At 43.1% G+C, this 13,685-nt stretch carries 23 protein-coding genes; all 23 read left to right on the top strand.

Going from position 1 to position 13,685, the window contains the following annotated elements; translation table 11 throughout:
• The first annotated feature begins 34 nt into the window (after positions 1–34).
• The 23 genes from rplX to rpsI all read left to right on the top strand — a co-directional run bounded on the left by rplX (position 35) and on the right by rpsI (position 13,611).
• Complete coding sequence (rplX, locus tag AC25Y6_RS00440) at positions 35–346, top strand: 50S ribosomal protein L24 (RefSeq protein WP_179392967.1); 312 nt, start codon at positions 35–37, stop codon at positions 344–346.
• A 26-nt stretch (positions 347–372) separates the two neighbouring features.
• Positions 373–912, top strand: a complete 540-nt coding sequence (gene rplE, locus AC25Y6_RS00435) for a 50S ribosomal protein L5 (protein ID WP_482101583.1) — start codon at positions 373–375, stop codon at positions 910–912.
• A gap of 19 nt (positions 913–931) precedes the next feature.
• Positions 932–1,117 (top strand): type Z 30S ribosomal protein S14, encoded by a 186-nt coding sequence (locus AC25Y6_RS00430; protein ID WP_482101582.1) that lies wholly within the window; start codon positions 932–934, stop codon positions 1,115–1,117.
• A gap of 30 nt (positions 1,118–1,147) precedes the next feature.
• Positions 1,148–1,546, top strand: coding sequence for a 30S ribosomal protein S8 (gene rpsH, locus AC25Y6_RS00425; RefSeq protein ID WP_149581701.1), 399 nt, complete (start codon positions 1,148–1,150; stop codon positions 1,544–1,546).
• Between the two features lie 30 nt (positions 1,547–1,576).
• Positions 1,577–2,116: a 50S ribosomal protein L6 gene (rplF, locus tag AC25Y6_RS00420; RefSeq protein ID WP_482101581.1), complete on the top strand. Its 540-nt coding sequence runs from the start codon at positions 1,577–1,579 to the stop codon at positions 2,114–2,116.
• Positions 2,117–2,149: 33 nt separating this feature from the next.
• A complete protein-coding gene (rplR, locus tag AC25Y6_RS00415) occupies positions 2,150–2,512 on the top strand; it encodes a 50S ribosomal protein L18 (protein ID WP_482101580.1) in 363 nt (120 codons plus the stop codon).
• A gap of 22 nt (positions 2,513–2,534) precedes the next feature.
• On the top strand, positions 2,535–3,035 hold the full coding sequence (rpsE, locus tag AC25Y6_RS00410; protein WP_482101579.1) for a 30S ribosomal protein S5: 501 nt from the start codon (positions 2,535–2,537) through the stop codon (positions 3,033–3,035).
• Between the two features lie 13 nt (positions 3,036–3,048).
• On the top strand, positions 3,049–3,231 hold the full coding sequence (gene rpmD, locus AC25Y6_RS00405; protein WP_482101578.1) for a 50S ribosomal protein L30: 183 nt from the start codon (positions 3,049–3,051) through the stop codon (positions 3,229–3,231).
• Between the two features lie 34 nt (positions 3,232–3,265).
• Positions 3,266–3,706 carry a 50S ribosomal protein L15 gene (gene rplO, locus AC25Y6_RS00400; RefSeq protein ID WP_482101577.1) on the top strand — a complete coding sequence of 147 codons (441 nt, stop codon included), beginning with the start codon at positions 3,266–3,268 and terminating at the stop codon, positions 3,704–3,706.
• Positions 3,706–4,998 carry a preprotein translocase subunit SecY gene (secY, locus tag AC25Y6_RS00395; RefSeq protein WP_482104723.1) on the top strand — a complete coding sequence of 431 codons (1,293 nt, stop codon included), beginning with the start codon at positions 3,706–3,708 and terminating at the stop codon, positions 4,996–4,998. Before rplO ends, secY begins: the two co-directional genes overlap by 1 nt.
• A 55-nt stretch (positions 4,999–5,053) precedes the next feature.
• Positions 5,054–5,707 (top strand): adenylate kinase, encoded by a 654-nt coding sequence (locus AC25Y6_RS00390; RefSeq protein WP_482104722.1) that lies wholly within the window; start codon positions 5,054–5,056, stop codon positions 5,705–5,707.
• A 422-nt stretch (positions 5,708–6,129) separates the two neighbouring features.
• Positions 6,130–6,348 (top strand): translation initiation factor IF-1, encoded by a 219-nt coding sequence (gene infA, locus AC25Y6_RS00385; RefSeq protein ID WP_067204804.1) that lies wholly within the window; start codon positions 6,130–6,132, stop codon positions 6,346–6,348.
• Between the two features lie 39 nt (positions 6,349–6,387).
• Positions 6,388–6,501 carry a 50S ribosomal protein L36 gene (gene rpmJ / locus AC25Y6_RS00380; RefSeq protein WP_067204807.1) on the top strand — a complete coding sequence of 38 codons (114 nt, stop codon included), beginning with the start codon at positions 6,388–6,390 and terminating at the stop codon, positions 6,499–6,501.
• 24 nt (positions 6,502–6,525) lie between these two features.
• Positions 6,526–6,891 (top strand): 30S ribosomal protein S13, encoded by a 366-nt coding sequence (gene rpsM / locus AC25Y6_RS00375; RefSeq protein ID WP_067204810.1) that lies wholly within the window; start codon positions 6,526–6,528, stop codon positions 6,889–6,891.
• Between the two features lie 25 nt (positions 6,892–6,916).
• Complete coding sequence (gene rpsK, locus AC25Y6_RS00370) at positions 6,917–7,306, top strand: 30S ribosomal protein S11 (RefSeq protein WP_482101574.1); 390 nt, start codon at positions 6,917–6,919, stop codon at positions 7,304–7,306.
• A 134-nt stretch (positions 7,307–7,440) separates the two neighbouring features.
• Positions 7,441–8,385 (top strand): DNA-directed RNA polymerase subunit alpha, encoded by a 945-nt coding sequence (locus tag AC25Y6_RS00365; protein WP_482101573.1) that lies wholly within the window; start codon positions 7,441–7,443, stop codon positions 8,383–8,385.
• A 32-nt stretch (positions 8,386–8,417) separates the two neighbouring features.
• Positions 8,418–8,798 carry a 50S ribosomal protein L17 gene (gene rplQ / locus AC25Y6_RS00360; RefSeq protein ID WP_482101572.1) on the top strand — a complete coding sequence of 127 codons (381 nt, stop codon included), beginning with the start codon at positions 8,418–8,420 and terminating at the stop codon, positions 8,796–8,798.
• A gap of 542 nt (positions 8,799–9,340) precedes the next feature.
• Positions 9,341–10,186 (top strand): energy-coupling factor ABC transporter ATP-binding protein, encoded by an 846-nt coding sequence (locus AC25Y6_RS00355; RefSeq protein ID WP_488141725.1) that lies wholly within the window; start codon positions 9,341–9,343, stop codon positions 10,184–10,186.
• The gene (locus AC25Y6_RS00350) at positions 10,162–11,031 is read left to right on the top strand and encodes an energy-coupling factor ABC transporter ATP-binding protein (RefSeq protein ID WP_488141724.1); all 870 of its coding nucleotides are present in this window, start codon (positions 10,162–10,164) and stop codon (positions 11,029–11,031) included. Before AC25Y6_RS00355 ends, AC25Y6_RS00350 begins: the two co-directional genes overlap by 25 nt.
• The gene (locus tag AC25Y6_RS00345; RefSeq protein ID WP_488141723.1) at positions 11,031–11,828 is read left to right on the top strand and encodes an energy-coupling factor transporter transmembrane component T family protein; all 798 of its coding nucleotides are present in this window, start codon (positions 11,031–11,033) and stop codon (positions 11,826–11,828) included. Before AC25Y6_RS00350 ends, AC25Y6_RS00345 begins: the two co-directional genes overlap by 1 nt.
• A gap of 11 nt (positions 11,829–11,839) precedes the next feature.
• Positions 11,840–12,592, top strand: a complete 753-nt coding sequence (gene truA, locus AC25Y6_RS00340; protein WP_488141722.1) for a tRNA pseudouridine(38-40) synthase TruA — start codon at positions 11,840–11,842, stop codon at positions 12,590–12,592.
• A gap of 170 nt (positions 12,593–12,762) precedes the next feature.
• Positions 12,763–13,200 carry a 50S ribosomal protein L13 gene (gene rplM / locus AC25Y6_RS00335; RefSeq protein WP_340793008.1) on the top strand — a complete coding sequence of 146 codons (438 nt, stop codon included), beginning with the start codon at positions 12,763–12,765 and terminating at the stop codon, positions 13,198–13,200.
• 18 nt (positions 13,201–13,218) lie between these two features.
• Complete coding sequence (gene rpsI / locus AC25Y6_RS00330) at positions 13,219–13,611, top strand: 30S ribosomal protein S9 (protein WP_482101567.1); 393 nt, start codon at positions 13,219–13,221, stop codon at positions 13,609–13,611.
• Positions 13,612–13,685: the final 74 nt, after the last annotated feature.

The following is a 13,685-nucleotide window of genomic DNA, read 5'->3' as shown; positions in this document are numbered from 1 at the left end:
TACATGATAGTGCCAATCAAGGAGGTGCGACAGAATGAATGTTAAAAAAGGTGATAAAGTTATGGTCATCACTGGTAAAGACAAAGGTAAAACCGGTGTGATTTTAGTGGCTTTCCCTAAAAAGGATCGTGTACTTGTTGAAGGTGTTAACATCGTCAAGAAGCATACGAAACCTAACCAGGAGAATCCTCAAGGTGGAATTGTGAGCCAAGAGGCAGCTATCCACGTATCAAACGTCATGTTAATCGATCCTAAAACAGGCGAGCCAACTCGCGTAGGTTACAAGATCGAAGATGGCAAAAAAGTTCGTGTTGCTAAAAAATCCGGGGAATTACTGGACAAATAAGTAACGGATGAAAGGAGGTCCAACAGATGAGCCGTTTAAAAGATAAGTTTAAAAACGAAGTCACACCTGCTCTAATGAGCAAGTTTGAATATACATCAGTTATGCAAGTCCCTAAAGTAGATAAAATCGTTATTAACATGGGTGTTGGTGACGCTGTTCAAAACACGAAAGCACTAGATGCGGCAGTGGAAGATCTAACAATCATTTCCGGTCAAAAGCCGGTCATCACAAAAGCGAAGAAATCAATCGCGGGATTCCGTCTCCGTGAAGGTATGCCTATCGGAACAAAAGTTACATTACGCGGTGAGCGTATGTACGAATTCCTAGATAAGCTAATATCTGTTTCTCTACCCCGAGTACGTGACTTCCGTGGTGTTTCGAAGAAAGCATTCGATGGTCGCGGTAACTATACACTTGGTGTTAAAGAGCAACTAATTTTCCCTGAAATCGACTATGATAAAGTTTCTAAAATACGCGGTATGGATATCGTCATCGTTACGACTGCAAACTCGGACGAAGAAGCACATGAGTTATTAACGCAGTTCGGCATGCCGTTCCAGAAGTAAATAAGAGGGAGGCGTAAACGTGGCTAAAAAGTCAATGATTGCTAAACAAAAACGTACACCGAAATTCGAAGTACAGGCATACACACGCTGCGAGCGTTGTGGCCGTCCGCATTCTGTATACCGGAAATTCAAGCTTTGCCGTATTTGTTTCCGCGAACTAGCGTATAAGGGACAAATTCCTGGCGTCAAAAAAGCCAGCTGGTAAACCCCTAAATTTGGGAAGGAGGTAAATGTAATGACAATGAGTGATCCGATCGCAGATATGCTTACACGCATCCGTAACGCCAATATGGTTCGTCACGAGAAGCTTGAAGTACCTGCTTCAAACATGAAAAAAGAAATTGCAGAAATCTTGAAACGTGAAGGTTTCGTACGCGATGTTGAATATGTAGAAGATAACAAGCAAGGTATCATCCGCATTTTCCTTAAATATGGTCAAAATAACGAGCGTGTCATCACTGGTCTTAAACGTATTTCAAAACCTGGTCTTCGTGTTTATGCAAAAACAAGCGAAGTTCCAAAAGTGTTGAATGGTCTTGGTATCGCCCTCGTTTCCACATCAAATGGCGTTCTTACTGACAAGGAAGCACGCGCTAAACAAGTAGGCGGAGAAGTAGTAGCTTACGTCTGGTAATTCGTAACAATTGAATGGAGGTGCAATTGAATGTCCCGTATTGGCAAAAAGCCGATTGAGGTACCTGAAAACGTGACAGTTACCATCACAGAAGGTAACTTCGTTACTGTTAAAGGTCCTAAAGGCGAACTTACAAACACATTTAACACGGATATTAAAATCGAGCAGGAAGACAATGTGATCACTTTGGTCCGTCCTTCTGAATCCAAGGAACACCGTTCTATTCACGGAACGACGCGTTCACTTCTCGACAATATGGTGATTGGCGTTTCACAAGGTTTTGAACGTAAACTTGAACTAGTCGGTGTAGGTTACCGTGCTTCCCTTCAAGGTCCTAAACTTGTATTGAACGTTGGTTATTCTCACCCGGTTGAATTTACACCCGAAGAAGGAATTGAAGTTGAAGTTCCTGCTAACACTAAGATCACTGTCCGCGGTATCAATAAAGAACGCGTAGGTGCTCTTGCATCAAACATCAGAAAAGTACGTCCACCAGAGCCATATAAAGGCAAAGGAATTCGCTACGAAGGTGAAGTTGTCCGTCGTAAAGAAGGTAAAACAGGTAAATAATGCCGCTTAAGGCATCCGGAAGGAGTGATCACGATGATTACGAAAAAAGATAAAAACGCTACTCGTAAGAAACGTCATACACGGGTTCGTAACAAAATTAGCGGGACTGCAGCACGTCCACGTCTAAACGTATTCCGTTCAAACAAGCATATCTATGCTCAATTGATAGATGACGTAAATGCAGTAACGATTGTTAGTGCTTCTTCAATGGATAAAGAGTTCGAATCTGAATCCAAAGCGGACACTGCAGCAGCAGTAAAAGTCGGCGAGATGATTGCAAAGAAAGCTGTAGAAAAAGACGTTAAAGCGGTAGTATTTGACCGTGGCGGCTACTTATTCCACGGCCGTGTGAAAGCTCTTGCGGACGCAGCTCGTGAAAACGGTCTGGAATTTTAATTAAGAAGGAGGGACACATTTCATGCGTCGTAATGATCAGAATAAAAGTGAATTCGAAGAACGCGTAGTTACGATTAACCGCGTAGCGAAAGTTGTGAAAGGCGGACGTCGTTTCCGTTTCACTGCTCTCGTCGTTGTCGGAGATAAAAATGGCCGTGTCGGTTTCGGTACTGGTAAAGCACAAGAAGTTCCGGATGCAATCCGTAAAGCTATCGAAGATGCGAAGAAGAATTTGATCGTTGTACCAATGGTCAAAGGAACAACTCCGCACGAAATTCTTGGACACTTTGGTGCAGGAAAAATCCTCATCAAACCAGCAGCTCCAGGTACTGGAGTTATCGCCGGCGGACCTGTCCGTGCGGTACTTGAACTTGCAGGCATCACGGATATCCTTTCAAAATCACTTGGTTCAAGCACACCTATTAATATGGTTCGTGCAACAATCGAAGGATTAACGAATTTGAAACGCGCTGAAGATGTTGCTAAATTGCGCGGTAAAACCGTGAAAGAACTGTACAGTTAAGGGGGGAAATACAATGGCGAATAAACTTGAAATCACCCTTACAAAAAGCACTATCGGTGCGAAACCTGCACAACGTAAAACAATCGAAGCACTTGGACTTCGCAAATTACACCAAACGGTCGAACATCAGGATAATGTTGCTATTCGCGGCATGATTAGCAAAGTCGACCACCTAGTTACGATCACTGAACAATAATTATCGACTTTTTGAATAAGGAGGTGCCAATAAGATGAAATTACACACTATGAAACCTGCTGAAGGTTCTCGTACAAAACGTAAACGTATTGGACGCGGAATCGGTTCTGGTTTTGGTAAAACTTCCGGTAGAGGTCATGGCGGACAAAACTCCCGTTCGGGCGGTGGCGTACGTCTTGGATTCGAGGGTGGACAAATTCCATTCTTCCAAAGACTACCTAAACGTGGTTTTACGAACATCAATCGCAAGGATTATGCAATTGTAAACCTTGACACACTTAATCGTTTCGACGAAGGCACAGAAGTAACGCCTGAACTACTAATTGAATCAGGCATCGTGAGCAACGCTAAATCAGGTATTAAGATTCTGGGTAACGGAATTCTTGAGAAAAAGATTACTGTCAGAGCTCACAAATTCTCTGCTTCTGCTAAGGAAGCAATCGAGAAGGCGGGCGGACAGACCGAGGTGATTTAATGTTTCAGACGATCGCTAATTTTATGCGCGTTAAAGACATACGGTCTAAAATATTCTTCACATTGCTTGTTCTTGTCATCTTTAGATTAGGAACATTTATACCAGTACCAAACGTTGATGCGACTGCTTTACAGCAAACTGATAATAACCTTATCGGCTTACTGAATGTATTTGGCGGTGGAGCTCTTGCAAACTTCTCCATTCTTGCAATGGGAATTATGCCTTACATCACCGCATCCATTATCGTGCAATTATTGCAGATGGATGTCGTACCAAAATTTGCCGAATGGGCGAAACAAGGTGACGTTGGAAGACGTAAACTTGCACAGTTCACTAGGTATTTCACAATAATCCTAGCCTTTATTCAAGCAATCGCAATGTCTTTCGGTTTCAACCGAATGTATGGCGGCTCGCTGATAAAAGACGAAGGTGTTTCGACATATGTTGTCATCGCGATCGTATTGACGGCAGGAACTGCATTTCTTCTATGGCTCGGTGAACAGATCACGGCAAAAGGTGTTGGGAATGGTATTTCCATTATCATCTTTGCTGGTATCGTCGCAGCGATTCCAAATGCAGTCAACCAACTTTACGCAACTCAGATCCAAGGAGCGGGCGATGCATTGTTCATTAGAATTGCGCTTATGGCTCTTCTACTCCTCTTGATCATTGCGATTACTGTCTTGGTCATATACTTCCAGGAAGCATTACGGAAGATTCCAATTCAATATGCGAAACGTGTCACAGGACGAAGTCAAACGACTGCAGGCCAACAGACACACTTACCATTGAAACTTAATGCTGCGGGGGTTATCCCGGTAATCTTTGCTTCAGCATTTTTCATTACACCACAATCAATTGCGACCTTCTTTGGAACTAACAGTGTAACGACCGCAATTACAACTATGTTTGATTATACAAAACCGGTTGGAATGGTCTTTTATCTGATACTGATTCTTGCATTCACATACTTCTACGCATTCATTCAGGTGAATCCGGAGAAAATTGCAGATAATCTAAAGAATCAAGGCGCTTATATCCCGGGCATTCGTCCAGGACAAAATACACAAAATTACCTAACGAGCACTTTGTATAGACTGACATTCGTTGGCGCGATATTCCTCGCTACGGTGGCAGTCATGCCGATTTTCTTCATCAATTTCGCAAACCTTCCACAGTCTGCGCAAATTGGAGGAACGAGTTTGATCATCGTCGTCGGGGTTGCACTTGAAACGATGAAACAACTTGAATCACAACTTGTGAAAAGGCATTATAAAGGGTTCATGAAGTAATCTTCGCGGAGGTTCATCTCTTCGTGATTTGAATATGAATGGGAGTGCAATACGTATGAATATCGTATTAATGGGTCTGCCAGGAGCCGGTAAAGGCACACAGGCAGACAGAATTGTCGAAAAGTACGGAACCCCTCATATTTCTACAGGCGATATGTTCCGTGCAGCTATTCAAGAAGGCACGGAACTTGGAGTCAAAGCAAAATCGTTCATGGATCAGGGAGCACTTGTCCCTGATGAAGTGACAATCGGAATTGTTCGTGAAAGATTAGGCAAATCCGATTGCGATAACGGATTCTTGCTCGACGGTTTCCCGCGTACAGTACCTCAGGCTGAAGCACTTAATCAGCTTTTGGCTGACATGGGTCGGAAAATTGAGCACGTCATCAATATCCAGGTCGAGAAAGAAGAACTTGTCGCGAGGCTGACAGGCCGCCGCATTTGTAAAGTTTGCGGTACATCCTATCATTTGCTTTTTAATCCTCCAAAGGTTGAAGGTGTATGTGATAAGGATGGCGGAGAACTTTATCAGCGAGCCGATGACAATCCGGAAACTGTCACGAACCGTCTGGAAGTAAATATGAATCAAACGGCACCACTCTTGGCATTTTACGATACCAAAGAGGTGTTAGTGAACATAGATGGACAGAAAGATATTAAGGACGTTTTCAAAGATCTGGACGTTATCCTTCAAGATAGCGAAAAGTAATCTTTTTCGGACTGAGATATTTATGCCATTAATTGGGCAGTATAGTATTGGCGAACGAAAAAACGTTTAACGAGCTGCAAAAGCATATGATGCCCGGTGTAATAACTGGTTGAATTTTAGCAATTTAATGTTCTGATACATTTGAAATGCATTTTCTTACTCAAGTAGGTATAATATGTTTCGTGGAAAGAACTGTATAAAGCAACTAGGAACTCATCCACGGCATTCTGGACAGTCGTGTCCAATTCGACGCGATTTTCCACAACTAGAAGTCGAGGACTGACTTAAGGGAAACGGAATGTGACGGACCTCTTTTGAACATCACTCATGCAATCCGGACATATGTTGAAGGAAGCTTTAAAGGCGACTGATGCCGCTCGATGGTGAGAACCTTTATTGGATATAGAAGGGAGATTGGGTTGATGGCGAAAGATGATGTAATTGAAGTTGAAGGAACCGTACTCGAAACGTTGCCAAACGCAATGTTTAAAGTAGAGCTGGAAAACGGCCATACAATACTTGCGCACGTATCTGGCAAAATTCGTATGCACTTTATCCGTATTCTACCTGGCGATAAAGTGACAATGGAACTCTCGCCTTATGATTTAACACGTGGTCGTATCACATACCGTTTCAAATAATCTTTTGTAACTCCGGAATATTGAAGGAGGTTGGGTAAGATGAAAGTTAGACCATCTGTAAAACCGATGTGCGAAAAATGTAAAATTATTCGCAGACGCGGCCGAGTAATGGTAATCTGTGAAAATCCAAAACATAAACAAAGACAAGGCTAATTCTGAAGGAGGTGCACAATATATATGGCACGTATTGCTGGTGTAGACGTTCCGCGCGATAAGCGCGTAGTCATTTCATTAACTTACATTTTCGGAATCGGAAAAACAACTGCTCAGAAAGTATTGGCAGCAGCTGGAGTCTCTGAAGACGCGCGTGTTCGCGATCTTACAGACGCTGAGCTCGATAAAATCCGTGAACAAATGGACACACTTAAAGTTGAAGGTGATCTTCGACGTGAAACTTCCCTTAACATCAAACGTTTGATGGAAATCGGTAGCTTCCGTGGAATCCGTCATCGTCGTGGCTTGCCCGTTCGTGGACAAAACACGAAAAACAACGCACGTACTCGTAAAGGTCCAAAACGGACAGTAGCGAACAAGAAAAAATAATAGGTAAAGGAGGTATCTTCTTAACATGGCACGTAAACAACAAACTCGTAAACGTCGTGTGAAAAAGAATATTGAATCCGGGATTGCACATATCCGTTCAACGTTCAATAACACAATCGTTACAATTACAGATATGCAAGGAAACGCATTGTCTTGGTCAAGTGCAGGTGCACTAGGCTTTAAAGGGTCTCGTAAATCAACTCCATTTGCTGCACAAATGGCTGCTGAAACAGCTGCTAAAACATCAATGGAGCATGGTCTGAAAACGTTGGAAGTTACTGTTAAAGGTCCAGGAGCTGGACGTGAAGCAGCAATTCGTTCACTACAGGCTGCAGGACTTGAAGTTACTGCAATTAGAGACGTAACACCGGTTCCACATAACGGATGCCGCCCGCCAAAACGCCGTCGTGTATAATGGCTTTTACTCCATATGATTGAGAAACACAATTTTTGTCAAAAATGATTGTGCGATTGCAATTTGCCGTCTATGATAATCGATTTCAATATGGAACGGCCAATACATTTGACGTTTTGAAGGAGGGTAAATGAATGATCGAGATTGAGAAACCAAAGATTGAAACAGTTATGATCGGCGAAGACATCAAGTTCGGTAAGTTCATCATCGAACCACTTGAGCGTGGATACGGAAATACTTTGGGGAATTCCCTACGCCGCATCCTTCTATCCTCACTGCCAGGGGCTGCCGTTACATCGATTCAGATTGATGGCGTGCTTCATGAATTCTCAACAATTGAAGGTGTCGTCGAAGACGTCGCAACAATTATTTTGAACGTGAAGAAACTGGCTCTTAAAATCTATTCAGATGAAGAGAAAGTGATTGAGATAGACGTGAAAGGCGAAGGAGTCGTCACAGCTGCGGACATTACACATGATAGTGACGTAGAAGTGTTGAATCCTGAAATTCCTATCGCGACTCTTGGTAAAAACGGACACTTGCGCATGCGTATGTATGCTGTACGTGGACGTGGTTATGCACGTTCTGATCAAAACAAACGTGAGGATCTCGCAATTGGCGTTATTCCAATCGACTCCATTTATACTCCTGTTTCACGCGTTAACTTCCAAGTGGAAAATACTCGGGTTGGTCAAATGGCAAACTTCGATAAATTAACACTTGATGTTTGGACAGATGGCAGCATCGGTCCTAAAGAAGCTGTTTCACTCGGGGCGAAAATCTTGACGGAGCATCTGAATATATTTGTCGGTATGACAGATGAAGCACAAACTGCTGAAATCATGGTGGAAAAAGAGGAAGATCAGAAAGAAAAAGTGCTTGAGATGACGATTGAAGAACTCGACCTTTCAGTTAGATCATACAACTGCCTAAAACGTGCTGGCATCAATACAGTTCTTGAACTTGCTACCAAGTCAGAGGATGAAATGATGAAAGTACGAAATCTCGGACGTAAATCACTTGAAGAAGTGAAAGCGAAGTTGGACGAGCTTAACCTGGAGTTACGCACGGAAGATTGAGCGAATTTATAGATTGAAGGAGGGAAACTTCTATGGGATACAGAAAACTTGGACGTACAAGTTCACAACGTAAAGCAATGCTTCGCGACCTAGCTACAGATCTTATCATCCACGAACGTATTCAAACGACAGAAGCTCGTGCGAAAGAATTGCGTTCAGTTGTTGAGAAAATGATTACGCTTGGAAAACGTGGAGACTTGCATGCACGTCGACAAGTTGCACAATTCATCCGTCGTGAACTCGTTACATTGACGGACGATGAAGGCAAAGAGACAGAAATCTTCGCAATCCAAAAACTTTTTGATAATGTCGCTCCACGCTACGCTGAGCGTCAAGGTGGATATACACGTATCATGAAAATGGGACCTCGTCGCGGCGACGGAGCACCTGTCGTTGTTATCGAACTCGTTTAACAACATTCAGCAGTAGTCTTCTCCTTTTTTAAGTAGAGCGATGAATGCGAATGATAACTCAAGTATAGCCTTTGGTGAAATTTCACCGAAGGAGTACTTAAGTAAATCTTCAGAGGGTGTGTCTGGCGTACCCAGAGCTGCACCCTTTTTTTAAAAATTTATACGACACCTTTAAAAGCTGAGTGTTACGATCGTCGTTTTTAACGTCTGGTCTAGCTCTACGCACCTCATCCGCGGTTCCGGATTGAGCACCTGGAACAGTCATAGATATGAGCGCATTTCTTCGGATGAGGTGCGCGCTTTTTTTTATCCAAAATTAAATGTCTAAATTTTATCTTTATTCAGCTGAACTAGGAGGAATGAAGTTCAATTCCTCCCTGATAAAGCCTCCGGCGGATGTCCCAGATTTTGAATCGAGCAAGCTCGATTCAAAATCTGGACGCAATTACGCCGAGGCATAATTGATAAATGGGATTCCCTGTCAACTTGCAGGGGATCCTTAGTAGTATACATACTGTGAATGTAGCCGGAGGTGGAAGGCGATGAAGGAAATTCTGTCGATGGATAATATATCTTATTCTTATCAAAGTGAGAATGAGGAGACGAAAAAAGCAATCGATGGCGTGACATTTACGGTACATGACGATGAATGGATAGCAATTGTCGGCCATAACGGTTCAGGTAAGTCGACACTTGCCAAAATGATGATTGGACTACTGTTTCCTGATGAAGGGAATGTCAATTTATTCAATGAAAAACTGACAGAAGAGAATTTATGGGGGATTCGTTCCCAGATGGGTTTTGTTTTTCAAAATCCAGATAATCAGTTTGTCGGTTCAACAGTCCAAGATGATGTTGCATTTGCATTGGAAAACAACGGTGTCCCTTATGATGAAATGGTAACTCGAGTTCATGAAGCACTTAAGCAGGTTAATATGAGTGAATTCCTAGATCATGAGCCGCACCATCTCTCAGGCGGACAGAAACAACGCGTTGCCATTGCAGGAGCGCTCGCTTTACATCCGAAACTTCTAATTATGGATGAAGCAACGTCGATGCTTGATCCGCAAGGACGTAATGAAGTCATTCATCTAGTTGAAGAATTGAAGCGTAAGACGGGTCTTACCGTTATTTCGATTACACACGACTTAGAAGAAGCGCTTCTTGCAGACCGCATTATTGTCATGAACAAAGGAAAAGTCTTGTCAGTTGGGACGCCTGAGCAGATATTTGCCAAAGGTGCGGAGCTTGAGGAAATAGGTCTTGACTTGCCATTTGCATTGCGGGTTTCGGTAATGTTGCGGGAGCTTGGGATGGAGATTACTGGTGAGCATATGACAGAAGAAGAGTTGGTGAATGAATTATGGACATCTCACTTCAGCAAGTAGGGTATTTGTATGGGAAAGACACTCCTTTTGAAAAGAGGGCTTTGCACAATGTTAATGCGACAATCCCATCGGGTTCTTACTCAGCCATAATTGGGCATACTGGATCTGGAAAGTCGACACTACTTATGCATTTGAATGGTTTGCTAAAGCCTTCAGAAGGTGTAGTGCAAATAGGTGATACTACGATTTCTGCAGGCACGAAGGCAAAAGGTTTGAAAGAAGTCCGCAGTCGTGTAGGAATTGTATTCCAGTTCCCTGAACATCAACTTTTTGAAGAGACGGTTGAGAAAGATATCATGTTCGGTCCTATGAATTTTGGTGTACCTGAAGAAGAAGCTAGAAGAAGAGCACATGAATTGATAAAATTGCTGGGTTTGCCGGCAGAAGTTGCACAGGAGTCTCCTTTTGATTTGTCAGGTGGCCAGATGCGCAGAGTTGCGATTGCCGGTGTACTAGCATTTAAACCGTCAGTACTCGTTTTGGATGAACCCACAGCGGGTCTTGACCCGCGCGGTCGCCGTGAAATCATGGAGTTATTTAATCGCCTGCATACTGAGGAAAACCTCACGACAATCCTGGTCACACATAGTATGGAGGATGCTGCACGTTATGCGGATAATATCATCGTTATGCATGATGGAACTTCAGTCTTGTCGGGCAGCCCGCAAAAAGTTTTCGAAGATGAAGGGATACTATCATCCTTCAGGCTCGGTTTACCGCGTTCAGTAAAATTTCAGCGTGATATTGAACAGTTAATTGGCCGTCCGCTTAATGCTCTGGCACTTACGGAAGAACAGCTCGCAAAAGCCATTGCGACTGCCGCTGCGGAAGAAGGTGGCCGTTAATGCTAGAGAAAATGATTTTCGGTCGCTTTATCCCGGGTAATTCATTTATTCATAAGCTCGATCCACGTTCGAAACTGTCATTTGTTTTTCTATTTATCATTGGCGTGTTTCTTGCAAATAATGCAGTGACCTATGCTTTATTATTAGGATTTACTGTGTTAGTTATTTTCAGTTCAAAAATACGCCTCTATTTTCTTCTCAACGGCTTAAAGCCCATTTTATTTCTAATTATTTTCACCTTTCTCATGCATGTTCTTTTCACGAAAGAGGGAGCCTTGCTCGTTGACTGGAAATTCATTAAAATTTATGAAGAAGGATTAAGACAAGGGATTTTCATTTCAATTCGTTTTCTAGTACTCGTTTTACTCACGTCTATACTGACGCTGACAACATCGCCGATTTCAATAACGGATGGGATGGAAGATCTACTGGGTCCATTCAAGCGGTTTAAATTGCCTGTACATGAGTTGGCACTGATGATGTCTATTTCACTTCGTTTCATTCCAACATTGATGGATGAGACGGATAAGATATTGAAAGCGCAATTGGCGAGGGGCTCGGACATTAGCACCGGCTCCATTAAGCAGCGAATCCGTTCGGTCATTCCTTTGCTTGTTCCTCTCTTCGTGAGTGCGTTTAAGCGTGCTGAAGACCTTGCAGTCGCTATGGAAGTCCGCGGCTATCGTGGAGGCGCAGGTAGGACGAGGTACCGACTGTTGAAGTGGCATTGGCGCGATACAACCATTATGTGCTTACTCGCCGTTCTCATTGTCGTCCTCTTCCTACTCAGGGCATAGGGGGCGTGTAAATGGATAGGAAGCGTGTGAAAGCGATAATTTCGTATGATGGTACTCATTTCGCCGGGTATCAGGTACAGCCGGGTATGCGGACGGTGCAGTCGGAAATTGACAAGGCGCTTGTGAAAATGCATAAGGACAAGGAAATCTTTTCAGTCGCAAGTGGAAGGACGGATTCCGGTGTTCATGCAACAGGACAAGTCATTCATTTTGATACTCCGCTGTCACTACCGACAGATCGCTGGCAACTGGCGTTGAATGTTCTACTTCCAACAGATATACGAATTATTCAAGCTGATTATGTTAGCGAAGATTTTCATGCCCGCTATTCTGCTACTGGAAAGACGTATGTCTATAAGTGGTCTTATAGCGAGGTGCATAGTCCATTTGAGCGTAACTTTTCTGTTCATTTAGGCAGGTCACATCCTGATATAGAAGCAATGAAAATTGCTGCGAATCATTTTATTGGGACGCATGACTTTACAAGCTTCTGTTCTTCAAAAACCGCTACGACCAATAAAGTCCGAACGGTGAGGCAGCTAACACTTGAAAAAAAAGGTGAATACCTCGTCATGACCATTGAAGGTGACGGTTTTTTATATAATATGGTTAGGAGTATTGCAGGTATGCTTCTTGTTGTGGGCAACGGTTGGAAGACGTCTGATGACGTCAAGCAGATACTCGACTCTCGCAGTCGGAAAGCCAACGTCAAAACCGCACCAGCACACGGTTTGTACCTTGAAAATGTAAGCTATCAAGACTGAGGCAACTTTTCCTGGTGTATTTAGAAAAGATGCTTGACTTAATGTGGTATTCGAGATAAGATGAGTAATGGTATTTCTAATAACCCCACAAAGAAGCCCCGGAAGGTAAAATTGTGTTTAGGGATAGAGAAAACGGGAACGAATAGATATTCATTTAGGAGGATAAAATTATGCGTACAACATTCATGGCTAAAGGTCACGAAGTAGAGCGTAAATGGCTCGTTGTCGACGCTGAAGGACAGACGCTTGGTCGTCTTGCTTCTGAAGTTGCATCACTTTTGCGCGGCAAACATAAACCTACGTTCACACCACACGTTGATACAGGTGACCATGTCATCATCATCAATGCAGAAAAAATACATCTTACAGGTAACAAATTGAAAGACAAAATTTATTACCGTCACTCAGGTTACACGGGCAGCATGAAACAACGTACGGCTCTTGAAATGCGTACAAACTACCCTACAAAAATGCTTGAACTTGCAATTAAAGGAATGCTTCCAAAAGGTCCTTTAGGCCGTCAAACATACAGAAAACTTAACGTATACGCTGGACCGGATCACCCGCACGCAGCACAACAACCAGAAGTATTCGTACTTCGCGGTTAATTAAGAGGAGGAAATAACTTGGCACAAGTACAATATCTCGGCACAGGCCGTCGTAAAAGCTCAGTAGCTCGTGTACGTCTAGTTCCTGGAGATGGCACTATTACCATCAACAAACGTGACGTAGAAGACTACGTACCATTCGCAACACTTCGCGAAATCATCAAACAACCACTCGTAGTAACGGAAACACTTGGAAGCTACGATATCCTTGTAAACGTTGATGGCGGAGGATACACAGGACAAGCTGGCGCAATCCGTCACGGAGTTGCACGTGCTCTACTTTCAGTAGATCCTGACTTCCGCGCGGCTCTTAAATCAGCAGGACTTCTTACGCGTGATTCAAGAATGAAAGAACGTAAAAAACCAGGTCTTAAAGGCGCACGTCGTGCACCACAGTTCTCAAAACGTTAATATTGCATTTAAGAAAAGCCCTTCTCCATTCGTGGAAAAGGGCTTTTCTGTGTTAAAGTATAGACATAGAAAAA

It is taken from the genome of Sporosarcina sp. Y1004 (genome assembly GCF_057669665.1).
Note: the sequence above shows the minus strand (reverse complement) of the source record. Positions and strands in the feature narration are given on the sequence as shown.